The sequence below is a fragment of the Bacillus sp. FJAT-27231 genome, from assembly GCF_001183975.1.
GTDB classification, from domain to species: Bacteria; Bacillota; Bacilli; order Bacillales; family Domibacillaceae; genus Pseudobacillus; species Pseudobacillus wudalianchiensis.
In genome coordinates this window covers 626,254-652,095 of record NZ_LFZU01000001.1, presented here as the reverse complement: position 1 = coordinate 652,095, position 25,842 = coordinate 626,254, and the positions used below count along the sequence as shown (strand labels likewise).

Here is a 25,842-nt window from a genome sequence, read left to right as displayed (position 1 = left end):
GTTTTTTACATGAAGTCACTTCATGCCTCTATGTCTAGAACAGGAGAAGGAGATGCTCGCTATACTACACGAATTTATTCAGAGAAAGCTTACGAGTACAAATGGTTTGCCCTTGATCCTAACTGCCACACTAACAGCGATTGCTAGTGAAGTTAAAGTAGTGCCCTTTTATGGAGAGGATTTTCGTTTCGGATTAGGCAGTATTGTTTTTTTTCTATTTATTCTTATTTTTCCTCCCGCTTCTTTTTGGAGAACGGGAATCACTACCGGAATAACGGTCGTTTGCTTCCGTTTGTTTGGAGATCTGGTCATGACCGATCTTTCCCCTTGGACAAGCTTACTAAAGCATCTGCCGGCCTTTTTATTTTATTTATTATTTTCTCTAGGATTTGGCTTGGTCAAAATTGAAAGATATAAATCCTCGCCCCTTTTGCTCGGCGTTTTAGCTGCCGGCTTAGAATTTACAGCGAATTCTTTGGAACATTTTTGGCGCTATTACCTGCCGGATCATGCTGATTTAGGGTTCAAAGACTGGGCACTGCTAGTCGGGATTGCTCTATTTCGCAGCTATTTTGTTGTAGGATTGTACAGCTCCATTACCGTGTCCGAACAGAGAAGACAGATGCAGGAAATGCTCGGAGTCGGATCAGAATTGTATGTTGAAACTCTTTATTTGCAAAAATCGATGAATAACATTGAGCAAATTACGGCATCAAGCCATGAACTATACCGAAAACTAAAAAAAGAAAACCTTCAGGAACTTAGTGTACAAGCCTTGCACATTTCTCAAGAGATTCATGAAGTAAAAAAAGATGCCCAACGAATTCTTTCCGGTCTGTCTAAAATCTATGTCGACCAACGGAGTGACAGGATTTTCCTTTCTGATGTACTCGGCTTCGTGATGACTGCCAACCAAAACTACAGTGAACTATTAAAGAAAAAAGTTATTTTCGATTTATCGGTAACTGTCGATTTTGAAACAGGTGAACAAATTCCTCTTCTAGCCCTTTTAAATAACCTCGTAGCGAATGCCGTTGAAGCGATCGAGAAAGAGGGACAGATTCATTTGCGCGCATTCGAGGATTCGGAATACACCTGCTTTGTGGTTCAAGATTCCGGCAAAGGCATTCTAACCGAAGATGTACCTTTCATATTTGAACTGGGCTATACAACAAAATACAGCGATCAAGGAGTCGCTGCAACAGGGATTGGGCTTTCTCACGTCCAACAGATTGTCTACAATTTCCACGGCCAAATCCAAGTAGAGTCGTCAGCCGAAGGAACTGTTTTCACCATTCAAATTCCTACTCGAGAGATTAGAAAGAGAGTTGAATGACATTGCGTTATTTTATCGTAGACGATGATACAGCTAGCCGAAGAATGTTAGCAAAAATCATAGAGGAGGACCATCTTGGTTTAGTAATAGGCGAGGCGAAGAACGGCAAAGAATCGCTTCCGCTTATTCTGGCTATTCATCCCGACATTGTGTTAATTGATTTACTAATGCCCGAGCTAGACGGCATTGAAACAATGGAACAATTAAAAAAACAAGGATTTAACGGACAATTTATTATGATTTCTCAAATCGTTAACAAAGAAATGGTTGGTGAGGCTTATGAAAAAGGAGTCGAGTTCTTTATTCATAAACCGATTAACCGCTTTGAAGTGCGTAGCATTTTAAAGAAAACAGCCGAGCAGTTCCAATTAAAGCATTCGTTAATCACCATTCGAGAATCTTTAGCTCATATTGAATCTTCTACATCGCTAAAAAAACAGCGCAGCGTAAAAGAAATTGTATTATCTCTTTTAAATGATATGGGGATTGCTGGAGAGGCAGGCAGTAAAGATATCGTGGCGATGATGGAATTTTTAATTCACCAAAATAGCATCTCCACTGTGCTGCCTCCTTTGAAGGAGCTGTATGAGGTGGCTGCCGCTGTCAATACATCCAGCCCTGTTAATATTAAAAAAGAAAGCAAGTCTATTGAACAGCGTATCCGCAGATCGATTATGGCGGCACTTAACAATTTAGCTTCATTAGGGACGATCGATTATACAAATCCTAAATTCGAATATTACGCTCCCCGCTTCTTTGAGTTTCAGGAAGTAAGGCTACGGATGAGGGAATTAGAAGCCGATGTTGACGAGCCCATGAAAGTAAAAATTAATATTAAAAAGTTTTTGCAAGCCTTATATCTTGAAACGGCAGAAAAATTTTTTCATGGTTAAAAAGGCTTTTAAAAGGCTTGATCATATCTATACTTATACGATTAGCCTGATTAAAAACGTGAAATCCTTAATTGTTTCTTAAGACTCTGCAGTGAAAAAATGGCAGAGTCTTATTTTTTTCAAAAAAGAAAATGTCGGATTTTGTAGGATTCAATAATTACTCCCTATAATTGACTTATATGTTCCTAACCAAACAAGAAAGCGTTTGCACTATATAAAAATTAAGAAGAGGTGACTAGATGAAAAAGCGTAAATTTGGTTTAGCTTATCAGATTCTTGTCGGATTAGTTTTAGGGATTACCGTCGGTGCGATTTTTTATGGAAATCCTGCCGTCGAAACTTTTTTAAAGCCAATTGGTGATATCTTTATTCGCTTAATTAAAATGATCGTCGTGCCAATTGTTATTTCCACCATCATTCTCGGTGTTGCCGGAACAGGAGATATGAAAAAGCTCGGAAAACTTGGCGGGAAAACAATTCTGTATTTTGAAATCGTAACAACTATCGCTATTATAGTAGGATTACTTGCGGCAAATATCGTGAAACCAGGCGAAGGCATAGACATGGCAAACCTGGCTAAAGGGAATATTGACCAGTATGTACAGACAACAGAGGAAGTATCAAGCCATAGCTTCGCTGATACGTTTGTCAATATCGTTCCAAGTAACATTATCGATGCTTTAGCTAAAGGCGATATGCTCGCTATTATCTTCTTCGCCGTTTTATTCGGTTTAGGGGTTGCAGCGATCGGCGAAAAAGGAAAGCCAGTACTTGCCTTCTTCCAAGGAACAGCCGATGCGATGTTCTACGTAACGAATCAAATTATGAAGTTTGCTCCATTCGGCGTATTCGCGTTAATTGGGGTAACCGTATCAAAATTTGGGGTAGAATCACTTATTCCACTTGGAAAATTACTCATTTGTGTATACGCTACGATGCTTTTCTTTATCGTCGTCGTTCTAGGAGCTATTGCTAAGATGGCCGGCACAAGCGTCTTCCATGTTATTAAAATCTTAAAAGATGAACTTCTCTTAGCCTACTCTACTGCTAGCTCGGAGACGGTTCTGCCAAAAATAATGGAGAAAATGGAGAAGTTTGGCTGTCCAAAAGACGTAGTGTCCTTCGTTATTCCAACTGGTTATTCCTTTAACCTCGATGGCTCTACTCTATATCAAGCATTAGCCGCTATCTTTATTGCTCAAATGTACGGAATTGATTTAAGCATTATGCAGCAAATCACTTTAATGTTAGTCTTAATGGTTACATCTAAAGGAATTGCTGGTGTACCAGGCGTTTCCTTCGTTGTCCTGCTTGCTACTTTAGGATCTGTCGGTATTCCACTTGAAGGTCTTGCGTTCATTGCAGGTATTGACCGAATTCTTGATATGGCACGTACAGTTGTCAACGTAATCGGTAACTCTTTAGCAGTAGTCGTTATGTCTAAATGGGAAGGCCGTTTTGACTCTGCCAAAGGGGAGCAATATCTTAAATCTGTAAAAGAAGCATCTTAATAAACAATCAAACACCCTTACCTGCTTCTAGCAGTCAGCTTCAAAAACCTAAAAAGGTTGATGAAGCTGGCTGCTTTTTTGTTCTCTGCTTTCATTATTTGAGCTTGTCTTAGGATGCTTCATTCTTTTACTACAAAATCCTCACATTTGTTTAATTTATTCCAGGCATTGACCGACATGATCGTTACGACGATGAATACAATAACAACTGCCGCGATGCCAAGCAAGGACCCGTTAAGACTCGGTCCGATAAAACCGTATAAAAGCGCCATCGGGATATTGGCAACAATAATCGTTAACATATACGTCGTATATGTTAACCCTAGGGAAGCCGATAAAAAACAAATGGCGTCCGTTGAAGCGATCGGACAAACAATTCCTAATGCTAGAAACTTATAATTATAAGTTTTCAACAGCGCTCTTAATTTCGGACTCTTGTTCTTCAGAAATTTGTTTAGCTTCATCCCGATGAATGTTTTGGAAAAGATATAAACGAGCGTTTCACTTAAAATGATGCCCGCCATCGAAAGCAAAAAACCTAAGAGTGGTTCAAAGCATATTCCGCCCAAAATCATTAAAGTGATGCCAGGGATAAAAATAAGAAGCCGCACTCCCCACAAAGCAACAAATAATAGCATAGCATAATTTGAGTTTTCGGAGATCAATTCCTTTAACCTGTCTAGATCGGGTGACAGCAAATGATGTTGCTTCAACACATAGATTAATAGGATCCATATCGCAACAACAAGAACCTTCTTTTTCAATTTCTTTACTCTCCCTTCGCTTCCGATGCCTACATCATAAGCAATGAGAATTAAGAAAAAGCCCGCAACATTCTTAAGAATTCTTAAAAATTAATAAAAAATTCTACAGACTGGGGAAACATTCCTTCTTTATGTTTGCAGCGGATGTTCGACAATAAACGTTATCCAGCCTTCTTCATATTCTGCATCAACCATCCCGTGATGCAGTTCAACAATTCTTTTTGAAATAGCAAGGCCAAGCCCCGTCCCCTGCTTGTCCGTTCTTGCCTTTTCCCCTGTAAAGAACCGTTCAAATAGCTTGTTCACGTCATCTGCTGGAGGGTGCTCTACTTCGTTGGAAACTTTTATAACCGCCTTTGCCCCATCTGCTTCACAGCTTATCCGTAATTCCGATGGTTTCGTGCTATAGTTAATAGCATTCATTAACAGGTTTTCATACACACGAACCATTTTTTCAATATCCAATAGGATCGGTATTTTCGCTTCAGTTATCGTTTTATGAATCCGAAGCTGTTCTTTTTCTGCTATAGGAATATATTCTCCAATCAGTTGCTCTAGTAAACCTGTAAGGTCCACTTCAATAAGGTTTAACGTAACATCTGGGCTTGATAGCTTGGTATATTCAAAAAGTTCATTGATGAGGTATTCCAGTCTTTTCGATTTGGAATAAGTGGTGCCGAGGTAGTCTTTCAATTGCTGCTCACTTGTATACTGTCCCTTTCTGAGCAAGTCTAAATAACCGATAATGGAAGTCAATGGTGTACGCAAGTCATGGGAAACATTTGTAATCAGTTCATTTTTGGCGCTCTCCAAACGTCTTTCATGCTCAAATTTGCCTGCCAGCTCCTTTGACATATCATTAATATTAATCGCAAGTTGAGCCAGCTCATCTTTTCCGCGGGCTTCAATCGTTAAACCGAGTTGTCCATTTGCGATCTGCTGGACACTTTCCGTAATTAGCTTTAAGTATTTTATTTTTTTGTGTACGAGCAATAAAAAACAGATTACAAATGAAGTAATCGCTATAGAATAGATAAAAAACATAATGAAATTATATTTTGCCACACTAAATTCAGTAAGAAATTTCATATAAAAATGCAAAATGAACTGCTGCGACAAAAAGGCCAAAACGCTGACAGAAACAAAAAAGCTAATGGCCACTGCAACAAGAAGTTTGACGATCAGGTTATTTCTCATCTTTATAACCTTCATATTTTGTACCCTACTCCCCATACTGTCTTAATATAAATAGGTCGTTTAGGCTCTTCTTCAATCTTTTCTCTAATTTTCGTAATATGAACCATAACCGTGTTATCCGATTTAAAGAAGTCTTCCTTCCAAACCGCTTCATAAATCTTACTGACACTCAGCACAATGCCTTTATTGCGGGCAAGAAGCTCCAGAATATCGAATTCCTTTGGTGTAAGCCGTACTTCTTTGTTTCCTACACGTACTTGCCGTGTATCCGTATTTATACTCAAATCTCCAATTTCAATCAGGTTTTTATCTTGGTCACTCCCTGTATTGTATTTCTTATACCTTCTAAGCTGCGATTTTACCCTTGCTATTAATTCCAGCGGGTTAAATGGCTTCGTGATGTAATCGTCAGCACCCGAAGCAAGCCCTTGGATTTTATCCATATCTTCTGATCGGGCAGAAAGCATAATAATCGGCAAATGACGCTCTTCTCTAATCTTCATACAAGCTTGAATGCCATCCATATTTGGCATCATAATATCTAAAATGATAAGATCACATTCACTTTTCTCTAATAGCTTCAATGCTTCCAAAGCATCTTCCGCTTTTTGAGTTTTCAATCCCTCGTTTTCCAAATAAATAGAAATGAGATTTCTAATTTCTTGATCATCATCTACAATTAAAATGTTCCCCATCATGACTATGTCACATCCGTTCCTGGTTTCTTATCAATAATTGTTGGTTATTGCAGTTGAATATAAAAGCAGGCGGTACATTTCTATATTCCAGTTTAACATCGATATGGCTGAAAAATTGACTGATGAATTCTTTCCTGCATAAGCTGTATTGAAAAGTGATAAACTCGCCATCAGAACTTAATAGCTTTTTTGTTTTATCTAAAATATTATGGGAAACATGTTTAGGTAAACTCGCAAAAGGCAAGCCAGAAATCACATAGTCGATTGCTGGAATCCCATATCTTTTCATATACCAATCAATTTGTTCTGCCGTGTCATTGACAATAATGAGATTTTTCTCTGCCTTGTACTTTTCTTTTAACTGTTTATAAAACTCTTTATTATGCTCTATCAATAAAACAAGCGTATCCGGCTTTCTATAGGTAAGGATTTTATCAGTAAATACACCCGTTCCCGGTCCGTATTCCACTACATACTTGGCCTGTTGAAACCGAACGGCACTCATCATCTTTTCAGCAAGATAAACAGAACTCGGGAAAATCGCTCCAACTTTTCTTGGATTTAAAATAGATTGTAATAAGAACGTACCTATTTTCATCTCTCCATCACTCCCTTAGTTTGAAAGTTATACGTTTAGAATAAAATTCAAATCTGAAGAAATAGTGATGGAAATTCTTAAGAATCCTTAAAGTGAAGAAATTCCCTTTTCCATTAGAAATTTTTCTAAAAAAAGAAAAACCACCTTGTGGCGGTTTTTGATAGGCTCACTTTAACCTTTTCACGAGTGGTTCCCTAACCATTATGTACGGGGCTCTAACTGCTTTCCTTTTCTTCCTATGAAGAAGGTGATCATCGCGGCGATGACTAACATTCCGTATGACAACAGATCCCAAACATCCATAATAGGCTGATTGACAAACTTTGAAATAACGGAATCAATTGTGATTCCTAGAGGAATTCCAGTTACGATTGAAATAGAAGCCAACGTCCATCTCGTCATCTTCTCAGTTGTAAACAAAAGATATATCCCCCATATATAGCAAACAACGATCAGTGATAGCGGAATGCCCAGAGGCAACAGAAGCTTCGTACCGCCCATAATTTGATTTAATGCAAATAAAAATGGGGTGATAAAAATACTTAAAGAAAAAAGGGCCTTGCGCACTTTATTTCTCTTAAAGTGAAACAACGGGACAATAATAAGCCATACAAAGATCATACTTGCAACAGGGTATCGAGACCACGTAAGATGACCGGAAACGGCAACATCACAAATCATGCAAACCAATATACTTAGTAAACAAATTACCGTAATGGTCATTTTGGCGATTAAGTCCACCGATTTTCTTTTATTGGATGTTACTTTATTGGCATACCGCAAAGTCGTTTCAACTATTTCCAGCTCCGGAGATGACTCAGCACTTCTTTCGCCATTCAGCAATTCGGATACACTAACTCCTAAAATATCAGCAAGTGAAGATAATATAGATATATCAGGATAGCTTAATCCCCGTTCCCATTTGGAAACTGCCTTATCGGTAATATTCAATCTTTCTGCTAATTCTTTCTGTGTCATATTTTTTGACTTTCTCAGCTCTCGAATAAAAGCAGCCATGCTTTCACTATTCATGTAAGCACCATCCTTTCACTCACTACTATATAGAACTTCTTCTACAGAAGCACTCTACTATTGGTTGAACAAAGCCAAGTAAACTATTAGTAGAGTCCGCAGAAATCAAACTAGAAACAATTTATTCCATTTTTATTATAACAATCATTACTTAAGGAGTATACCTTTAGTATCAGAACCTATTAAATGTACATCTGTTAGCCGTACCTGTAATGTTAATTTTTTTAAACATACGTTGAACGACGAGGTTTCTAATAAAACAGATCAAACTATCCACTTAAACTTTCAGATTTTAAATAAAATTACGTTTTAAAATTATTCCAAAAAAACAAATAGAAATAAAATCAAGAAAACCAAATGTGCCCATGGAGAAGAGAAAGACCCCGAATTCGCAAAAGTTTTTAAACGAATCGAGGTCTAATAAGTAAAACTTTAGTTTAACTATCAACGATTTATTTTAAAGTTACTCTTTCAACTTCAGCAAAGTCATAGGCTCTGCGCGGATGGACTGTAAAGTAAAAATTGGCGGGAATGAGTACAATTCGATACCGCCTTCACACCAGTTTAACGTCCTGCTTCCCTTTTACTTTGAATCGGGACACTTCTACCGTTCCCCTATTCCATCAAGATTCTTTGACTCAAAGTTATCGAGCAATGCACGTACTTCATCTGTTGACTCTGTGCTCATTAATTGATTTCTTAATTCACTTGCCCCTCGAAATCCTTTGACGTATATCTTAAAAAAGCGATGAAGGGCTTTGAACGGACGCAGCTCTAACTCTGAATATTTATCATGAAGATCGAGATGCAGCCTTAAGAGATCAAGCAATTCCTGACTGCTATGCTCTTTCGGCTCCTTTTCAAAGGCAAATGGATTTTTAAAAATACCACGCCCAATCATAACCCCATCAACACCGTATTGATGAGCAAGCTTTAAGCCCGTTTGACGGTCTGGGATATCCCCATTGATCGTCAAAAGCGTATCTGGTGCCACACGATCACGAAGTTTCTTGATCTCCGGAATCAGCTCCCAATGAGCATCTACCTGGCTCATTTCCTTTCTTGTACGCAGATGAATGGAAAGATTGACAATGTCTTGTTTCAATATGTGTGTCAACCAGGCATGCCATTCGTCTATCTCCGTGTAACCAAGCCTTGTCTTCACACTTACGGGCAATCCTCCTGCTTTTGCTGCTTGTATTAACTCTGCTGCAACTTCTGGACGACGGATAAGGCCGCTCCCCTTTCCATGCTGCGCCACATTAGGCACAGGACAGCCCATATTGATATCCACACCTCGAAACCCAAGTTCCGCCATACCAATACTCATTTGCCGAAAGTATTCAGGCTTATCCCCCCATATATGGGCTACCATTGGTTGTTCATCCTCTGTAAAAGTCAAACGCCCGCGCACACTGCGTTTTCCCTCTGGGTGACAATAGCTCTCACTGTTTGTAAACTCTGTAAAAAACACATCAGGTCTGGCTGCTTCACTCACTACATGGCGAAAAACAACATCTGTCACATCTTCCATTGGTGCTAGTATAAAAAAAGGTCGTGGTAAATCACGCCAAAAATTTTCTGTCATATTCAAACTCAAATCCTCTCATGATGGGATACCAGGCCAAACCATTATCCCAAAATTCAAAAGCAGCATGTCCCTGCTTCTTTTACACTTATACCATGCTTAAGTACTTTTTATCAAACTGATCAGAAATGTTTATTTTAACTTTGCACTTTCTATACACCAAAATGATTTCCGACTAAAACCCACTCCATCAACCTCCATTCCACTGTTCGATTTAAAATGAAGTTTTACTAAAAAGATTGGAAGAACACCGGATTAACAAGAGATCAACAGGAAAAAGAATATGAAATCGCAAAAGCCTTTTAATCCTTAATGAATAAAAACAAACCTTTTCTGAGATCAGATAAAAACAAGAGCCTCTCTCAAAAGGAAAGGCTCTGTACTCATTGTGACACCTCTTATTGATCTTTCCTTACAAGGAGTGCACAGCTCTCAACATGCGCCGTTTGCGGGAACATGTCAACAGGCTGAATATAGTCGATATTATAAAAATGGCTCAATTGATTAATATCTTTAGCAAGCGTGGAGGGGTTACAGGATACATAGACGAAACGTTTAGGCTTCACCTTTTTGATCGTATCGAGCAGTTTTTGATCGCAGCCTGTCCGTGGAGGATCGACGATAACGACGTCCGGTTTCCACCCTTCTTTTAACCATTTGGGAAGCCACTGCTCTGCCGTTCCGACTTCATACACCGCTTTAATTTTTAACGCTTTAGCATTTTCTCTCGCATCTTTAATCGACTCTTCAATGACATCCATTCCCCGGATTTCTGCAGCCCCTTCACCGACCCAAAGGCCAATCGTACCGGAACCGCAATAGGCGTCGACTACCTTTTCTTTGCCGGTCAGCTGAGCCGCTTTTTTCACTTCATTATAAAGCTTCACGGTCTGCTCGGGGTTGAGTTGAAAAAATGCTCGCGCAGAAAGAGAATATTTATGCTCGCCAAGCCGCTCCTCGATCGTTTCAGAACCGGCAAGCGGCAAGCTTTTATCACCGAAAATTAACGATGTCTTTTTCGGATTAATATTGTGAATAATCGATTTTACATTCGGAAGCCGCTTTTGAATTTCTTCTGCGATCAGTTCTTTTTTCGGCAGCTCGTGCGTCGCGGTGACAATCACAACTTGAATGTCGCCCGTTTCAATGCCAACGCGGGTGACAATCGTTTTTACGACACCTTTCTTTTTCTTTTCATCATAGATCGGAATATGAAAGTCCTGTAAGATTAGCTTTACTTTATTGAGCACTTCATTTAATGCCGGCTGTTGAACGATACAATCCGGAATATCGATTAGCCTGTGCGAATTTAAGCTGTACAACCCAGCGATCACCATTCCATCTTGCTGCCCGACCTGAAACTGACTTTTATTACGGTAATGCCATGGATCGTCCATGCCGATGGTCTCTCGGATATCAAGCGTCTCCACGGGAATCTTCGTATACCGTTCCAACGATTGAACTAAAATGTCACGTTTAGCGGCTAATTGCTGGCTGTAGGCCACATGCTGAAGCTGGCAGCCGCCGCATTGATCATATACCGGGCATGGCGGCGCAATGCGATGCTCAGATTTTTTGCGGATTTTTTTAATTCGTCCTTCTGTAAACTTCGGGTGTACTTTCACTGCCTCTACGACCACTTCTTCCCCCGGAAGAGCACCGGGAACAAAGACAACCTGCCGTTTAAAATAGCCGACACCTTCACCATTAATGCCCATTCGTTTAATCGTCAGCGGAAACGTTTGCTTCACTTTGATCTTTGCTTTATTTTCTTGTTTCACGTTGTCACGTCCTCACTGTTTTTGCCCACTCGTATCTCCCCATTATAACGAAAAAACAGGACTGCCGCAGCAGCCCTATAAAGAAACTCTTTTTTGTTTTTTGCGATACTCATCCAGGCTTGCAAAACGGTACCCCTTCTTTTTCAAATCTTTAAGCACCTTTGGCAGTGCTTCTGCATTATCCTTTGAGACAGTATGAAGCAAGAGGACGGCTCCCGGATGGATCTGTTTCATAATGTTATCGTAAGAATACTGCCAGCCCTTTTGATTGTTTGTCTGCCAATCAACAAAAGCAAGCGACCACATGACATGTGTGTATCCTTCTTCCCGGGCCACCTTCAATGTTCGTTCACTGAAAATGCCGCGCGGCGGCCGAAGATACTTCATGTCTTTTTGCTTTGTGATTCGTGCTGTTTCTTTTTTTACAAGCTCCAGCTCTTCTCTGAGTTTTGCATCACTGACTTGCGTTAGATCAGGATGGTGCCAAGAATGGTTGCCAATGATATGGCCTTCCTTGTTCATTCTCTTGACAAGATCAGGGGCACTCTTTAAGTAATGTCCTGTAATAAAAAAGGCTGCCGGCACTTTTTCCTTCTTTAATGTATCGAGAACACTTGCCGTATAGCCGTTTTCATAGCCATTATCAAACGTTAAGTACAATACTTTTTCTTTGGCGCTGTCCTTGTAAAAGGCCCCATTTTCAGCCAGCAGCTGATCAAGCTGCGCTCCGGCTTCTGCGGGCTGTTCATTCGCCGCTTTTTTAAATCCCCAGTGGATCGGCTGATTGGATGCTGACATAGCTGGAGTAGTGAAACTAAAGAAAAATAGAGCGGCAAGCAAGCCGTATATGATCCGTTTCATCATCATCTTCCTTTGCTCTTTTTCTTTAGTTTCAGTTTTAAAAAAGAAAATATCCGTCTTTTACCGATTTAATTTTCACCAAAAATAGCTAATAAATAGCCCGATTGACAAAAGGAATCCAAAGAATGTATTCGTTTGGGCAGTAGCTTTCATCGCTAAGCCTGTTCGCTTAGGAACGGCTTGTCCAATAAATCCCTTAATTGCCTGAATAGGCTTCGGAACACTTAAAAAGATAAGGAACAGCCAAGGGCTAACGTCATCTAGAATTACTAATCCCACTACCCATGCATAAGCAAAAGCAAACAAGAATCCTAAGAAATAAACAGCCTTTTCATGCCCCATTAAAATGGCTAATGTTTTTCTTCCGCCCTTTTTATCCTCTTCAATGTCGCGAATATTATTGGAAAGGTTAATGGCTCCTACGAGAATCGCAATAGGAATCGAAATCATCATACTTTGCATATTCACGACACCTGTCTGGATGAAAAAAGAAATCAATATGAAGAAAGAACCCATGCATAAGCCTGAGAAAAGCTCTCCAAATGGTGTATAAGCAATAGGAAGCGGGCCGCCTGTATATAAATAGCCAACTGCCATTCCGCCGAGACCAACGAGTGCCAGCCACCAGCTGCTGCTTTCACATATATAGATGCCTAATAAAAGTGCTAATATATAAAATCCAATCGCTAATTGCAGGACCGTTTTCGGCTGCATCCCATGGCGAACGATAGCTCCGCCGATGCCGACAGACTCCTCTGTGTCTAAACCGCGCTTAAAATCGTAATACTCATTAAATAAATTCGTCGCGATTTGAATAAAGAGACAGGCAAAGAGCATCGCTAAAAACAGCCACACGTCCACCTTTGTATAAAACATGGCTAACACCGTTCCGATTAAAACAGGCACAAATGAAGCGGTTAACGTATGCGGGCGGGTTAATTGCCATAATATTTTACCCGTACTTTGGCTTCCAGAAGCACTAGGTTGTTTGGTTGTATGTTCTTGATTCATTCCTCTCTTCCTCTCAACTTCGGATAATAAATTAAATAAACAACTTACATTATAACCGAAAAAACGAGCTAAATGGCGAGCTTTTTCACGATTCAGCCGGAAAGTTATCCTGCTAAGACCAAAATCAGGGAGCCGGCATAAAAAGCCTCCCTGTTTATTAGAAACAAGGAGGCTTGATTAATTAAATGATTAGCTAAATACTGGTTCCTTAAATTGAGAAAGCTTTTCTAGAGAAGACTTATCGACATGCTCATGCAGGCTGTTGCCATGTGAATCCATTGTTACAACAGCTGTAAAATCTTCTACTTGCAGGTGCCACATTGCTTCTGGAATACCAAAATTCATTAAATCCACACCATCAACAGACTTAATGCAATCTGCATAATATTGAGCGGCTCCACCGATGGCATTTAAGTAAACGCCGCCGTGTTCTTTCAATGCAGCAAGAGTTTTCGGTCCCATGCCGCCCTTTCCGATAACCGCGCGGATGCCAAACTTCTTCATGATATCTCCTTGATAAGGCTCCTCACGGATAGAAGTTGTTGGTCCTGCTGCTTTCACATGCCATTCACCCTGCTCATCTTTAAGCATGACAGGTCCACAGTGGTAAATAACTTGGCCATTTAAGTCCACTGGTGCGTCATGATCCATTAAATATTTATGAATGGCATCACGGCCTGTGTACATTCTGCCGCTGATTTTGACAACGTCCCCTACTTTAAGCTCACGGATTTGTTCTTCTGTAATTGGCGCTGTTAATGTAAATGTAGGGCTTTCTGATTTTGTTTCTTCTTGTTGAGGAGCATCAAATACAATTTCCTCACCGTCTTGATAGAACCACTCTTGGATTTCTCCTGTGGTCGGATCAATTTGGACACCTAAGCGGCGGAAAGCCCAACAGTTGTAGGCAACAGATACGAAAAAGCTTGCTGGCAAACGATTGATGACCCCAATTTTACAGCCTAGCAAAGTTGTTTCGCCGCCGAATCCCATTGTTCCGATTCCAAGCTCATTCGCATGCTTCATTACATACTCTTCCAATTGGCGAAGACTTTCATTAGGATTCACATCGTCAACGCGGCGGAAAAGCTGTTCTTTTGCTAGCTCATAGCCTGTTGTGCGGTCACCGCCGATGCCGACGCCGATAAATCCGGCACTGCATCCTTGTCCTTGAGCCTGATAAACAGAATGCATAATACATTTACGGATACCATCAAGGTCACGTCCAGCTTTTCCAAGGCCTTCAAGCTCGCAAGGAAGACTGTATTGGATATTTTTGTTCTCACAGCCGCCGCCTTTTAAAATGAGACGAGCGTCAATATAATCTTTTTCCCATTGCTCAAATTTGATGACTGGTGTGCCAGCTCCCAAGTTATTGCCGCTATTTTCACCTGTTAATGAATCAACAGAGTTAGGGCGCAGCTTCCCATTTTTGGTTGCTTCTATCATTGCTTCATAAATTGCTTCTTTAATCTGCAATTGATTAACGCCAACGGGTGTCTTTACCTTAAACGTCGGCATTCCTGTATCTTGACAAATAGGAGAAATATTTTCATCCGCCATTTGGATATTATTTGTAATAGTAGCAAGGCTCATCGCTGCACTTGTTCCTGCATTTTCACGAACAGCAGCTGCTTTGACTGCCCGGCGGACATCCTTCGGTAAATTAGTTGATGTTTCGACAATCAACTCATACATACTTTGTTGGAACTTTTCCAAATTCATGATCTTTCCCCTCTCCACTCACTCTTTATGTATCTCTTGGCATGACAATACGCTTCTTATTATACTGCTGAACTTTACTGTTTTAAAGGAGAACTTCATGACAATAAAAAGAACCAGCTGCATAGCTGGTTCTTAATGTCTATTCCCTCTTGTCCTTATCGACCTTTAAACTGTTCGCATTTTTCTTCAATATCATCAATCATTTCCAGAAGGCGGTCAATGTCCTCAATTTCTGTTTCTGCCGGCTCAATGGCATCCAACACTTCCATAAACATATTTAAACGCTGCTTTAAATAATTAATTTGTGATTCTTTATCGGTAATGGGCTTCATATCCGTTTAGCACTCCTGTATGATTTACTTTTTCATCTGCCTTTCATCGTAAAGGATTTAGCAGCTTAATTCAATGATTTCTGCTAAAAAAGATAGTGTACTCCGAAAGACGAATTGGCTTATTTACGGCTGCCGAACGGATTTATAACTGAATGAAACATGGTTTTTAACAGGAATCCAAGCGCTGATCGGTTTGGAGCTTACATTTTTAACAACAATAGCCCGTTTCCATCCGGACACGACGAGGTAGACTTCTCCGTACGTAATAACCCCTCTTTCATGTACTGCCGGCGCAAAGCCATATAAATAACCAGCTGTTTTGGGCGGTACATTGTATACTTCATTCTGCTTTGTTCCAGCCCCAACAGCCGTTGTATAAGCTAATGGCCAGCCAGTCTTGGCGATGGCTTCTTTTAAAATCATTTGCTGGACTTCTTCAGTTTTCGGCAGTTTGGCGGATAAACCGCCCTTTATTACTTTATGAGTTTCTTGAACATAGTGGATTTGGTAATTAATCTTTCCTGCTCTATTATCGTAAAAATTTGTATTGATTTTTTGATATTCCCAGTTGGCGTTCGTTTCTTTGGAGTGGTAAGCAAGCGGCCAGTCACCAAGAAACACGGACATTCTTGTTCCGAAAGCAAATGGCGATTTTTTAATAGCCGATTCATTAAGCATACGGACTAATGAAGGGTTCGTAATTTTCGTTTGGGAAGTGCTTAACAGCTCTTTCGTTAACTCACTCGGCTGCAATTCAGATAGCTCATCTTCTTCATTAAGATAAGTGTTTTCCCGTGCAATATTTTTAACGGAAGCAGGCATTTTTTCCTCTGTCGCTTTTCCTTTCTTTTCAGCAAAAACAGACTGTGGGCTTCCTGTATATATAAAGGCGATAAATATGCACAACAATAAACGGATCCAGTTCATTCGGTTCTATCCTCCCTATCTCTTTTGCTTAGTTTGCTCCCCCCTTTTCAACTTATCCGCATGACAGCAAAAAAGCTGTGCAAGCGAATCACTTGCACAGCTTTTTTAACTATAATAGATAAAAGCCAATTCCCATAATAAAATAAGCAGCCATAAGCGTTAAGCCTTCAAACCAGTTTGTTTCACCATCGTTTGAGATAATAACAGCCAAAAAGACGGCCGTCACCATAGCTACAAGCTCTGGTATCGTAAAAACGAGCGGCATGGATTGATCAAACGCTAATGAAAGCAGAACGAGTACCGGAGCAACAAACATAGCAATTTGAAGCGTTGAACCGACAGCAATTTCTACCGCTACATCCATTTTATTTTTCATCGCCATTAATACAGCAGAAGCATGCTCTGCCGCATTTCCGACAATCGCCACGATTATGATCCCGATAAACAATTCTGTCCAGCCAAAGCTTTTTCCTACTGCTTCAAACGTATGGACCAAATTTTCCGATACGTATGCAACAGCGAGTGTCGCTAAAAGCAAGACAATAACAGCTTTTCCCTTTGACCATTCCGGCTCCTCGTGCTGTTCTTCTTCTACAGGCTTGTTAGCGTACACCCCACGATGCGTAACTAGTTTAAAAAACAGAGCCGCTAAATAAAGAATGATCATAATAATGGAAATCCCAACGCTTAAAGATAAGGTTTCGGACTTGTTCATTCCCCACGAAAAAATCTCAGGAATAACGAAAGCCACAATGACCGCAAACATTAAAAGACCTGAGTTATGGCGAGCATCATACTCATTAAATTTTTGCCGCTTGTACTTCAAACCGCCTAAAAAGAACGAAATCCCCGAGACAAGCAATAAGTTTCCTAGTACAGAACCAGTTAGAGAAGCAAGAACAACGCCAATGAGGCCCGCCTGCAAAGCAAATATGGAAATGATTAATTCTACGGCATTTCCAAATGTAGCATTTAACAAACCGCCAATTCTCGGCCCAGCTATAACCGCAAGACTTTCAGTGGCTCTGCCCATATAGCTTGATAAGGCAATAATCGTTAAGCAATAAATGCCAAACATCATCAATGTCGGCCAGTGCATAAGTGATCCAGCTACAGACAGCGGAACACCGATCAGCACCATAACCCCAAATATCTTGTCCATAAACTGACCTCTTTTCCCGTTAAGAAATAAATAAGTGTTTTTATCAACATACCCCTTTTTCTTATTTCTTAACGGTGATGGAGGCGCTTATTAAACTGGGACAATTTCAAAAGTTTCGACTACTTCAATCACAGGAATAACAGACTGTACCATTGAACAGTTTTTTCTCGTCAATTCCATCGCTTTCTTTATTTGTACTTCAGATAACTCTTTCCCTTTGATAATAAAGTGGACTTCCACTTTTTCGATGCGGTCAGCCTCTTGCGCGTTACGATAAACGTTTGTGTTAATTTCGATATCTTCTACATTCATGCGTTTCTTCTCAAGAATCTTCCGAAGCACCCCGCCGCTGCACACAGCGATCGATGCGGTTAAAAGTTGATACGGACGAAAACCATACTGTTCATCACCAGAGACATCAAGCTGTCCATAAGGAAGCTGCGCTGTAAATCCGCCCTCTTTCATACTAAATTTCATAGCACTTTCACCTCTTCTATATGATCTATTTTATTTTAGATTATTTAGGGTGAAACATCTATATCTAGGCAAATGTTTGATTTAGCACATACCGCTAGATTATCCTTTATTTTTCTCCCTATCTATGTTAATATATCCTTAATTATAATAATTTTAAATTGATAATTGAACTTCACTCTCAACAAAAAGCTGATTTAAAGCCAAATGATAATTGTTTTCATTCATCAAAAGGAAAAAGAATATGATTACCATTCTCAATTAAGTTTCACTAATTATCATTTAAGGAGGAACGATAAATGAATGCACAAGCAAAGGTTTTACAGGCTAGACAAGAAGAAGCTCATTGGATCGCTTCCCTGAAACCCCATGCAGAGCTCATAGCAGCTCTTTTAAGCGGTGTATTGATTTTGACGGGATGGCTTTTAGATAAAAACGGCCTTCATTCAGCGGCAGTTACAGGTTATGTGTTGGCCTTTATGATCGGCGGCTTTGCCAAAGCGAAAGAAGGAATCGAAGAAACGATTGCCGATAAGGAACTAAATGTAGAAATGCTGATGATCTTTGCTGCTATTGGATCAGCTTTAATAGGTTATTGGACCGAGGGAGCGATCTTAATTTTCATTTTCGCTCTCAGTGGCGCCCTAGAAACCTATACGATGAATAAAAGCCAAAAAGAAATTTCTTCATTAATGGACATTCAGCCTGAAGAAGCTTGGCTGATTCGAAATGGCGAGGAAGAAAAAGTTCACGTTTCTTCCCTTGCAGTCGGAGATTTAATTCTTGTGAAACCAGGCGAGCGCATCCCGGCTGATGGGGTTATCTCAAGAGGACAGACAACGATTGATGAAGCTGCCATAACAGGTGAATCCATCCCTGTGTCTAAGCAAAAAAACGGAGAAGTGTTCGCAGGTACGGTGAACATTACCGGATCTGTTTATGTTGAAGTGACGAAACCAGCGAGTGAGACGCTTTTCCAAAAGATTATTCAGCTCGTTCAGTCTGCCCAGAGCGAAAAGTCTCCTTCTCAATTATTCATTGAAAAGTTTGAAGGCCGTTATGTAAAAGTTGTATTAGCGGCCGTAGCCGTCATGATGTTCCTCCCTCACTTCGCCCTTGGCTGGAGTTGGACAGAAACTTTTTACCGCGCTATGGTGCTGCTCGTTGTCGCGTCTCCTTGTGCACTCGTTGCCTCCATCATGCCAGCGACGCTTTCAGCTATTTCTAACGGAGCCCGTCATGGCATTTTATTTAAAGGCGGCGTTCATCTAGAGAACTTAAGTAACATAAAAGCGATTGCCTTTGATAAAACGGGTACGCTCACGAAAGGAAAGCCCGAAGTAACAGATGTCATTGTTCGCGAAGGATTGTCAGAAACTGAATTACTAAGTGTCGTTGCATCCATTGAAAGTCAATCCAACCATCCGCTTGCTCAGTCCATTGTTCGTTTTTCTCAGGAGAAAAATATCGCTTATTCCGCACCTGACCAATTGGAAGATGCAGCGGGTTGGGGAGTAAAAGGAATCGTGAATGGAAAACAGTGGAAAGTGGGCAAAGCTGATTTTGTTGGCAAAGAAGCAGCGCTCGCTTTCTCTGAAGGCATCGCTAATGAGCTCGCTGCTTCCGGAAAAACAACTGTTTTTGCAGCAGATGATCAAGGGATTGCAGCCGTTATCGCATTAAAGGATCTAATCCGCGAAGAGACAAAGCATGCATTAGAACTGCTTCACCAAGAAGGGATTCATACCATTATGTTAACCGGCGACAATGCTATCACAGCACAAGCGATCGCTAAAGAAGCTCATTTAGACACTTTTATCGCAGAATGCCTTCCCGAGCATAAAGTGGACCACCTGAAAAAGCTGATTGATGACTATCAAACCGTCGCTATGGTAGGAGACGGTATTAATGATGCGCCTGCCTTAGCGACAGCCAATATCGGCATTGCTATGGGAGAAGGCTCAGATGTCGCCCTCGAAACAGCCGACATCGTTTTAATGAAAAACGACTTGCCAAAGATTGCAGAAGCGATTCGTTTATCAAAGAAGATGAAGCGGATCATTAAGCAAAATGTCGTCTTTTCCATAGCCGTCATTACGCTATTAATCATCTCTAACTTCTTCCAAGTGCTCGACCTGCCGTTTGGCGTAATCGGGCATGAAGGCAGTACGATTCTTGTTATCCTGAACGGACTGCGTCTGTTAAGATTGTAAAGCTATTCAGCCTTGCTGAATAGCTTTTTTCTGTTTATGCGAGAGAGTGTGTCGAGTGTGAACTTTGAGACAACCTCTACTTTATATACGATCAGGCTGATTGCAAGCGTTTGCCTTTCGAGGCGCGAAACCTGGTGAGGAGCGGAGTGACCATTAAGGTTATGAGCACCACAGACAGGCGAGCAACGAAGAAAGCGAACGTTTGTCAACAGCCTGAAACCCGCCTGTCAAACAGGCGGGTTTCTTTAGCAGCTGCCTTTTAAGTCATTTTTCAAAGCATTGATTTCTCCGCCGACAAGAATAATCATAGCCGACAGATAAAACCAAACCATCATCACAATAATTCCTCCGATGCTGCCGTATGTGGCTGAATAATTCCCAAAATTGTTAACATAAAAAGAAAAACCTAGAGAAACAATAATCCAGCCAATCGCAGCAAAGATGGCGCCTGGCAGAACAGTTACGCATTTTACGCTAAGATTAGGAGCCAAGTAATATAATCCCACAAACACCCCAAAGATTAACAAAGGGGAAACAAGCCAGCGCAGCCAATTCCAAAGCGTTAAAAACTGATCAGACAGCCCTAAATAGTTAAAGGCAAACAAGCCAATTTGTTTACCGAACACTTGTAGGATAAGAGCAGCTGCCATTATAAAGATTAAACCGAATGTTAATAGCACAGACATCCCTCTTGCCTTATAAAAAGGCCTTGTTTCATCGACATTATAGGCATGGTTTAATCCTTTAACGATGGCATTCATGCCGTTAGAAGCTGACCAAATTGTGGCGATAACCCCGAAAGAGAGTAAGCCTCCATTGCGGTTTTCTAGTACTTCATTTAATGTATTTTGAATTGTTTCTACTGTATCACCGGGAGCATAGTCACGGATCAAAGAAAACATATCCTGCTGGCTGATCGGCAAGTAAGCCAGCAGGGTTACAGCAAAAATTAATAACGGAAAGAGAGACAGCAAAAAGTAATACGCCATTTGAGCAGAAGTGTCCGGAACATCGGATTTTTGTATTCTTCTCAACAGATGTTTTGAAAAAACTTTTATCCCTATCTTGTTATCGGACAAATAATCTCCTCCTAGTGCGTCACTGAAGCTCCCCCTGCTGTGCTTTCTCCCTCAGGAAGAAACGTACTCTTTGTTTCATCAACAAGGTCTTTTACCTCAGGTGTCAAATCTCTTAGACTATCCACTTTTCCACGAATATAGCTTACATCTTCACTAATTTGTTGAGCGGTTTCTTTTGCACGGTTCATGATCTCTCTGGATGAAGCAGATAAGTTTTCAGGGTCTTTTGCCATTTCAAATAAGTAAACAGCCCATTCCTTCATTTCTGCTCTTGTTTGTCGATCCAATAAAGCAATCGCTCCTCCAATAGCGGCACCGATTGCAACCTTTGTGAAAAATTTACCTTTTCCCATTTTCTATCATCCTTTCTTTTCTGACTAATTGTATCCGCAGAATTCTGCCGATGGATCCTCCGAACTAGTCATCTGCTTATTCAACGTACATTTTTGCTGGCTCACTTTAAGAATAAAGAATCGTCCTTTCCGTTCTATCCTCAGCTGTAGAACCCTCAATATTCTTATGCCTTATCAATTCCCCTTTTGTAAAATAACAAAACATTGTTTAATAAAAGCGGCAGAACCTCTTCTGTACCTGAAAGCAAGATGAATAATTGTTCGTCTCCTTAAGAAGTACCATGAACCTTATTCTTTAATAGATTAATCTTTTCCTTCTTTTTTAATATATAGCCATGCATTAGATAGAATCAACTGATAATATCCTGTCTATTAGACCATTGGCATTTGTTAATTTTCACAAAACTCTCTATTTTCGACAATTTAATCAAATATCGCCTAGTCTTTTCTGAATATTCTCTTATAATGGTGGGAAAGGAGGGAGATAATATGACTCAGGAAAAGTTACTCGACGTGCTAAACCAGATTAGCGGTTTTATTTGGGGGCCGCCCTTGCTAATTCTTTTAGTAGGAACAGGAATTTACTTGACCATACGCATCGGGTTTTTACAATTAAGATTATTGCCTTATTCTCTTAAGCTTGCCTTTAGTAAAAATCAAGATAAGCAATCCGAGGGTGATATTTCTCACTTTCAGGCGTTAATGACAGCACTTGCTGCTACAGTAGGAACCGGTAATATTGTCGGCGTAGCAACCGCTGTTTTAATCGGAGGACCTGGAGCGATTTTCTGGATGTGGATGAGCGCCTTCTTCGGCATGGCGACAAAATATGCTGAAGCCGTACTTGCTGTAAAATACCGCGTACAGGATCCAGATGGAGAAATGTCTGGCGGTCCCATGTATTATCTTGAGCGAGGGTTAAAACAAAAATGGCTCGGTATTCTGTTTGCATTATTCGGAGCCATCGCTGCTTTTGGAATTGGAAACTTAGTACAAGCAAATGCTGTAGCCGGTGTAGTGAAAAGTACTTTTAATGTTCCACCATTTGTTACAGGCATCGTATTATTAATCTTTACGGCTCTTGTTCTACTAGGCGGTATTAAAAGTATTGGTAAAGTAACAGCATTTTTCGTACCAATTATGGCTGCATTCTATCTCATTGCCGGCCTTGTTATTTTACTAACAAACTTAAGCGGAATTCCTGCTGCTTTCGGTTTAATTTTCTCAGACGCCTTTACTGGCAACGCTGTAGCAGGCGGAGCAATCGGCGCTGTGATCCGTTATGGGGTAGCCCGTGGAGTGTTCTCTAACGAAGCAGGTCTTGGTTCCGCTCCAATTGCGGCAGCGGCAGCAAAAACAGATATGCCAGCTCGCCAAGCCCTCGTATCTATGACTCAAGTATTTATTGATACTATTATGATTTGTTCGATTACTGGATTAACAATTGTTATGGCTGGCCAATATGACAAAGGCTTAGAAGGCAGTGCATTGACGACCGCATCGTTTGAAGCGTTCCTCGGACCTGCTGGCTCTTACATTGTAGCTCTTGGCCTCTTATTCTTCGCTTCTTCTACTATTATCGGCTGGTCTTACTATGGAGAAAAGTGTTTCTCTTACTTATTCAGCAAGAAAGTTGTCAAATACTATCGTCTCGTCTTTGTAGCTGCTGTCTTTATTGGAGCGGTAACAAGCCTAGAGTTAGTTTGGACATTTGCCGATATTATGAATGGACTTATGGCCTTCCCGAACTTAATTGGTATTGTCGGATTGTCAGGCGTTGTCATTCATGAAACGAAACATGTAATGAAAGCAATCAAAGAAGAAAAAGCAAAGAAAACTGCTGCCTAACATTTTATATACGTATCAAAACAGGCCCTTTTTCAAAGGCCTGTTTTGATTGAAAAGGCTGATTGACAAACATATTAAAAAGTGAAATGATGTTATAAAATCGCTGGAGAGGGTGGAAAGTGTGGATCTGTCTGTAAAGTCCCCTGAAAATATTGAGTATATGTTAGAAAAAATCACCACAAAACTACGCATGGTGAATGTCGGCGCTATTAAGCCTGAGCATTTCAATGACTCTTCTTATGAAGACTTAAAAGAAATTTATGAACTAGTCAATCGCAAGGACAATTTTAGCCCTAGTGAAATGCAAGCTATTGTAGAAGAGATCGGTAATTTAAAAAAATAAAAGCCGGTAAACACCGGCTTTCTGTTACTTTATTATTTAGCAAGCAGTTTTAACGACTCTCGATTGAAGGCTGGAATATCATCAGGTGTACGGCTCGTTACAAGCTGGTCTTGGCAAACGACTACTTCTTCATCCTTATAAGTAGCCCCTGCATATTCCATATCTACTTTAATAGATTTATATCCTGTTGCATGTCTTCCTTCTAATGTTTTGGCAGTGATTAACAGCTGTGGTCCATGACAAATGGCAAACACCGGTTTCTTTTCATCCATAAATGCTTTAGTAAAATTCACAAAGCGATCATCTGCCCGAAGTTGATCCGGAGAAAATCCGCCTGGTATTAACAGTGCGTCAAATTCATCTGCACTTACTCCATCAATTCCTTTATCAATCGTAATGGCAGCTTCTCCTTGTTTTCCCTTTACGGTTTTTCCAGCTTCTTTTTCAATATTAACTACTTCATGCCCCGCTTCTTTAAAAGCATGTACAGGCTCTGTGTATTCTGAATCCTCTACCATATCTGTTACGAGTACAGCAATTTTTTTACTCATTATAGAATTCTCCTTTCTTCTTTTTGCGCCATTTGTATACTTCCCTTTTCACAATCGCTTAAACACAGAAAAGCGGCTGTTTCAAGGACAACCGCCTCCCTTAACTAATCTTCTTATTCTTTATATCTTTTAAATAATACTTTTCGGATTCAAAGAATTCGTCCTTTAATGCCTTTACCTTCCCACTAAGGAGCAGTACAGCCACGATGTTTGGTAGTAAAATGGCAGCTAACGCCAAGTCAAGAAATGACCAGATCGTTTTGGCAGCACCGACAGAGCCGAAAATAATAGCCGCTAAATAAACAACTTTAATTCCTTGGGCTGCTTTCAAATTAAACAAAAACTCGGCTTGCTTGGACCCATAAAAGACAACAACAATAATAGTAGATAAAACGAAGAAAATTAGTGAAATGGTTACTAGAAAACTACCAAAAGCACCAAAGCTTTCTTCAAAAGCAATGGTTGTCAAAGCAGATGGATCATCAAATGCTCCTTCTTGTTTCCATACTCCTGTGGATAGAACAACAAATGCTGTTGCAGAACATATAATAAGCGTATCAATTACAATACCAATAATTGCCCAAAATCCTTGGCGGACAGGATGATCGGTTTGTGCAGCTGCATGAGCAATGGGCGCTGTCCCGAGGCCTGCTTCATTGGAATACAATCCTCTAGCAAATCCCCAGCGAATCGTCTCTGCCACTGCCGCTCCTGCAAAGCCACCGACAGCTGACATTGGCTGAAAAGCATAAGAAAAAATGAGTGAAATAACATCCGGTACTTGATTAAGGTTCAGCACAAGGATTGTAAGCGCCCCGCCTACGTAAATAAGTGCCATAAATGGAACAAGAATTTCCGTTACGCGCCCAATTCTTTTAATGCCGCCAAATACTACGAGACCCGTAACAACAGCCATGGCAATACCTGTGTAAAGACCATCTATTTTAAATGTTTGCGAAACCGTAGCAGCAACTGAATTTCCTTGCACCATAATACTTGGGATTAATTCAATCATTAGAGCAAAGGAAAACCAGACACCCAACCATTTCATGTTGAGACCTTTTGTCATGTAATACATAGGACCGCCAACGAATTCACCCTTTTCGTTTTTCTCACGATAGTGAACCGCCAGCACGCTTTCCGAGAATTTAAGCGCCATGCCAATGACTGCAATTACCCACATCCAAAAAACTGCTCCAGGACCGCCAAACATAATTGCTGCAGGTACACCAACGATATTTGCCGCTCCAATTGTGGACGATAGAGCAGAAGTTAAAGCTTGCAAAGGCGTAACCGTTCCTTCTCCCTTTGGTTTCTTAAAAATGCTGCCCAGCGTTTGCTTGAAAATATAAAGCGGATATCTAAATTGGAAGAAACCTAACCTTATCGTCATAAACACGCCTGAAACGGCTAGCAATGTTATTAAAGGCACTCCCCATAGCCATCCTGAAAACCTCTCAACCCCTGAAATAAAATTCTCCAACATTCTCCTCCTTCATTTCGTTATCATTATGTATGTAAAGCGAGTTATTCCCTTATACCCTTCTCCTTTTTTTGTAAACATA

General features: G+C 40.4%; 24 protein-coding genes. 6 read left to right on the top strand and 18 right to left on the bottom strand.

The features are described 5' to 3' along the window. Positions 1 to 52: 52 nt before the first annotated feature. The 3 genes from AC623_RS03020 to AC623_RS03010 all read left to right on the top strand — a co-directional run bounded on the left by AC623_RS03020 (position 53) and on the right by AC623_RS03010 (position 3,740). Positions 53 to 1,336 carry an ATP-binding protein gene (locus AC623_RS03020; RefSeq protein ID WP_049660440.1) on the top strand — a complete coding sequence of 428 codons (1,284 nt, stop codon included), beginning with the start codon at positions 53 to 55 and terminating at the stop codon, positions 1,334 to 1,336. Positions 1,337 to 1,338: 2 nt separating this feature from the next. Then, complete coding sequence (locus AC623_RS03015; protein ID WP_049666198.1) at positions 1,339 to 2,229, top strand: response regulator; 891 nt, start codon at positions 1,339 to 1,341, stop codon at positions 2,227 to 2,229. Between the two features lie 239 nt (positions 2,230 to 2,468). Then, a complete protein-coding gene (locus tag AC623_RS03010) occupies positions 2,469 to 3,740 on the top strand; it encodes a cation:dicarboxylate symporter family transporter (protein WP_049660438.1) in 1,272 nt (423 codons plus the stop codon). Positions 3,741 to 3,859: 119 nt separating this feature from the next. Here AC623_RS03010 and AC623_RS03005 read toward each other — a convergent pair whose 3' ends face one another. The 14 genes from AC623_RS03005 to AC623_RS02945 all read right to left on the bottom strand — a co-directional run bounded on the left by AC623_RS03005 (position 3,860) and on the right by AC623_RS02945 (position 17,893). Then, a complete protein-coding gene (locus tag AC623_RS03005; RefSeq protein ID WP_049660436.1) occupies positions 3,860 to 4,504 on the bottom strand; it encodes a TVP38/TMEM64 family protein in 645 nt (214 codons plus the stop codon). A 129-nt stretch (positions 4,505 to 4,633) separates the two neighbouring features. Next, a complete protein-coding gene (locus AC623_RS03000; RefSeq protein WP_049660435.1) occupies positions 4,634 to 5,716 on the bottom strand; it encodes a sensor histidine kinase in 1,083 nt (360 codons plus the stop codon). Continuing rightward, positions 5,713 to 6,399: a response regulator transcription factor gene (locus AC623_RS02995; protein WP_049660432.1), complete on the bottom strand. Its 687-nt coding sequence runs from the start codon at positions 6,397 to 6,399 to the stop codon at positions 5,713 to 5,715. Before AC623_RS02995 ends, AC623_RS03000 begins: the two co-directional genes overlap by 4 nt. 7 nt (positions 6,400 to 6,406) lie before the next feature. Next, positions 6,407 to 6,997 (bottom strand): class I SAM-dependent methyltransferase, encoded by a 591-nt coding sequence (locus tag AC623_RS02990; RefSeq protein WP_049660430.1) that lies wholly within the window; start codon positions 6,995 to 6,997, stop codon positions 6,407 to 6,409. A gap of 201 nt (positions 6,998 to 7,198) precedes the next feature. After that, positions 7,199 to 8,029 (bottom strand): helix-turn-helix domain-containing protein, encoded by an 831-nt coding sequence (locus AC623_RS02985; RefSeq protein ID WP_049660428.1) that lies wholly within the window; start codon positions 8,027 to 8,029, stop codon positions 7,199 to 7,201. A gap of 604 nt (positions 8,030 to 8,633) precedes the next feature. After that, the gene (locus tag AC623_RS02980; RefSeq protein ID WP_049666196.1) at positions 8,634 to 9,617 is read right to left on the bottom strand and encodes a tRNA dihydrouridine synthase; all 984 of its coding nucleotides are present in this window, start codon (positions 9,615 to 9,617) and stop codon (positions 8,634 to 8,636) included. Positions 9,618 to 10,015: 398 nt separating this feature from the next. Then, complete coding sequence (gene rlmD, locus AC623_RS02975; RefSeq protein ID WP_049660426.1) at positions 10,016 to 11,398, bottom strand: 23S rRNA (uracil(1939)-C(5))-methyltransferase RlmD; 1,383 nt, start codon at positions 11,396 to 11,398, stop codon at positions 10,016 to 10,018. A 75-nt stretch (positions 11,399 to 11,473) separates the two neighbouring features. Further along, positions 11,474 to 12,259, bottom strand: coding sequence for a delta-lactam-biosynthetic de-N-acetylase (pdaA, locus tag AC623_RS02970; RefSeq protein ID WP_231603348.1), 786 nt, complete (start codon positions 12,257 to 12,259; stop codon positions 11,474 to 11,476). A gap of 75 nt (positions 12,260 to 12,334) precedes the next feature. Then, entirely contained in the window at positions 12,335 to 13,270 is a 936-nt protein-coding gene (locus AC623_RS02965) for a 1,4-dihydroxy-2-naphthoate polyprenyltransferase (protein ID WP_049660422.1), read from the bottom strand. Between the two features lie 189 nt (positions 13,271 to 13,459). Beyond that, the gene (locus AC623_RS02960) at positions 13,460 to 14,995 is read right to left on the bottom strand and encodes a fumarate hydratase (RefSeq protein ID WP_049660421.1); all 1,536 of its coding nucleotides are present in this window, start codon (positions 14,993 to 14,995) and stop codon (positions 13,460 to 13,462) included. 155 nt (positions 14,996 to 15,150) lie between these two features. Then, the gene (locus tag AC623_RS21690) at positions 15,151 to 15,327 is read right to left on the bottom strand and encodes an SE1561 family protein (RefSeq protein ID WP_095407486.1); all 177 of its coding nucleotides are present in this window, start codon (positions 15,325 to 15,327) and stop codon (positions 15,151 to 15,153) included. Between the two features lie 123 nt (positions 15,328 to 15,450). Then, positions 15,451 to 16,254: a YfkD family protein gene (locus AC623_RS02955; RefSeq protein WP_049660418.1), complete on the bottom strand. Its 804-nt coding sequence runs from the start codon at positions 16,252 to 16,254 to the stop codon at positions 15,451 to 15,453. Positions 16,255 to 16,363: 109 nt separating this feature from the next. Next, on the bottom strand, positions 16,364 to 17,416 hold the full coding sequence (cax, locus tag AC623_RS02950; protein ID WP_049660416.1) for a calcium/proton exchanger: 1,053 nt from the start codon (positions 17,414 to 17,416) through the stop codon (positions 16,364 to 16,366). A 90-nt stretch (positions 17,417 to 17,506) separates the two neighbouring features. Next, on the bottom strand, positions 17,507 to 17,893 hold the full coding sequence (locus AC623_RS02945; RefSeq protein WP_049660415.1) for an OsmC family protein: 387 nt from the start codon (positions 17,891 to 17,893) through the stop codon (positions 17,507 to 17,509). 296 nt (positions 17,894 to 18,189) lie between these two features. On the opposite strand from AC623_RS02945, the gene AC623_RS02940 reads away from it, so the two are divergent. Next, positions 18,190 to 20,103, top strand: coding sequence for a heavy metal translocating P-type ATPase (locus tag AC623_RS02940; protein ID WP_049660414.1), 1,914 nt, complete (start codon positions 18,190 to 18,192; stop codon positions 20,101 to 20,103). 245 nt (positions 20,104 to 20,348) lie between these two features. On the opposite strand, the gene AC623_RS02935 is transcribed toward AC623_RS02940, so the two are convergent. Further along, positions 20,349 to 21,182, bottom strand: coding sequence for a YihY/virulence factor BrkB family protein (locus tag AC623_RS02935; protein WP_231603346.1), 834 nt, complete (start codon positions 21,180 to 21,182; stop codon positions 20,349 to 20,351). Positions 21,183 to 21,193: 11 nt separating this feature from the next. Continuing rightward, positions 21,194 to 21,535, bottom strand: coding sequence for a hypothetical protein (locus tag AC623_RS02930; RefSeq protein ID WP_049660412.1), 342 nt, complete (start codon positions 21,533 to 21,535; stop codon positions 21,194 to 21,196). Positions 21,536 to 22,024: 489 nt separating this feature from the next. Here AC623_RS02930 and AC623_RS02925 point away from each other — a divergent pair, with 489 nt between their 5' ends. Beyond that, positions 22,025 to 23,383, top strand: a complete 1,359-nt coding sequence (locus AC623_RS02925) for an alanine/glycine:cation symporter family protein (protein ID WP_049660408.1) — start codon at positions 22,025 to 22,027, stop codon at positions 23,381 to 23,383. Between the two features lie 121 nt (positions 23,384 to 23,504). After that, entirely contained in the window at positions 23,505 to 23,726 is a 222-nt protein-coding gene (locus tag AC623_RS02920) for a DUF1128 domain-containing protein (protein WP_049660405.1), read from the top strand. A 32-nt stretch (positions 23,727 to 23,758) separates the two neighbouring features. On the opposite strand, the gene AC623_RS02915 is transcribed toward AC623_RS02920, so the two are convergent. Together AC623_RS02915 and AC623_RS02910 are read right to left on the bottom strand one after the other, a co-directional pair. After that, a complete protein-coding gene (locus tag AC623_RS02915; protein WP_049660403.1) occupies positions 23,759 to 24,277 on the bottom strand; it encodes a type 1 glutamine amidotransferase domain-containing protein in 519 nt (172 codons plus the stop codon). Between the two features lie 100 nt (positions 24,278 to 24,377). After that, positions 24,378 to 25,760 (bottom strand): alanine/glycine:cation symporter family protein, encoded by a 1,383-nt coding sequence (locus tag AC623_RS02910; protein WP_049660401.1) that lies wholly within the window; start codon positions 25,758 to 25,760, stop codon positions 24,378 to 24,380. Positions 25,761 to 25,842 lie beyond the last annotated feature (82 nt).

Excerpts from the sequence above, each read along its gene's own strand:
- AC623_RS03020 (WP_049660440.1), top strand. The coding sequence starts at position 53 with ATGCTCGCTATACTACACGAATTTATTCAGAGAAAGCTTACGAGTACA.
- AC623_RS03010 (WP_049660438.1), top strand. The coding sequence starts at position 2,469 with ATGAAAAAGCGTAAATTTGGTTTAGCTTATCAGATTCTTGTCGGATTA.
- AC623_RS03000 (WP_049660435.1), bottom strand. The coding sequence starts at position 5,716 with ATGAAGGTTATAAAGATGAGAAATAACCTGATCGTCAAACTTCTTGTT.
- AC623_RS02995 (WP_049660432.1), bottom strand. The coding sequence starts at position 6,399 with ATGATGGGGAACATTTTAATTGTAGATGATGATCAAGAAATTAGAAAT.
- AC623_RS02990 (WP_049660430.1), bottom strand. The coding sequence starts at position 6,997 with ATGAAAATAGGTACGTTCTTATTACAATCTATTTTAAATCCAAGAAAA.
- AC623_RS02985 (WP_049660428.1), bottom strand. The coding sequence starts at position 8,029 with ATGAATAGTGAAAGCATGGCTGCTTTTATTCGAGAGCTGAGAAAGTCA.
- AC623_RS02980 (WP_049666196.1), bottom strand. The coding sequence starts at position 9,617 with ATGACAGAAAATTTTTGGCGTGATTTACCACGACCTTTTTTTATACTA.
- pdaA (WP_231603348.1), bottom strand. The coding sequence starts at position 12,259 with ATGAAACGGATCATATACGGCTTGCTTGCCGCTCTATTTTTCTTTAGT.
- AC623_RS02965 (WP_049660422.1), bottom strand. The coding sequence starts at position 13,270 with ATGAATCAAGAACATACAACCAAACAACCTAGTGCTTCTGGAAGCCAA.
- AC623_RS02960 (WP_049660421.1), bottom strand. The coding sequence starts at position 14,995 with ATGAATTTGGAAAAGTTCCAACAAAGTATGTATGAGTTGATTGTCGAA.
- AC623_RS21690 (WP_095407486.1), bottom strand. The coding sequence starts at position 15,327 with ATGAAGCCCATTACCGATAAAGAATCACAAATTAATTATTTAAAGCAG.
- AC623_RS02955 (WP_049660418.1), bottom strand. The coding sequence starts at position 16,254 with ATGAACTGGATCCGTTTATTGTTGTGCATATTTATCGCCTTTATATAT.
- cax (WP_049660416.1), bottom strand. The coding sequence starts at position 17,416 with ATGGACAAGATATTTGGGGTTATGGTGCTGATCGGTGTTCCGCTGTCT.
- AC623_RS02945 (WP_049660415.1), bottom strand. The coding sequence starts at position 17,893 with ATGAAATTTAGTATGAAAGAGGGCGGATTTACAGCGCAGCTTCCTTAT.
- AC623_RS02940 (WP_049660414.1), top strand. The coding sequence starts at position 18,190 with ATGAATGCACAAGCAAAGGTTTTACAGGCTAGACAAGAAGAAGCTCAT.
- AC623_RS02930 (WP_049660412.1), bottom strand. The coding sequence starts at position 21,535 with ATGGGAAAAGGTAAATTTTTCACAAAGGTTGCAATCGGTGCCGCTATT.
- AC623_RS02925 (WP_049660408.1), top strand. The coding sequence starts at position 22,025 with ATGACTCAGGAAAAGTTACTCGACGTGCTAAACCAGATTAGCGGTTTT.
- AC623_RS02915 (WP_049660403.1), bottom strand. The coding sequence starts at position 24,277 with ATGAGTAAAAAAATTGCTGTACTCGTAACAGATATGGTAGAGGATTCA.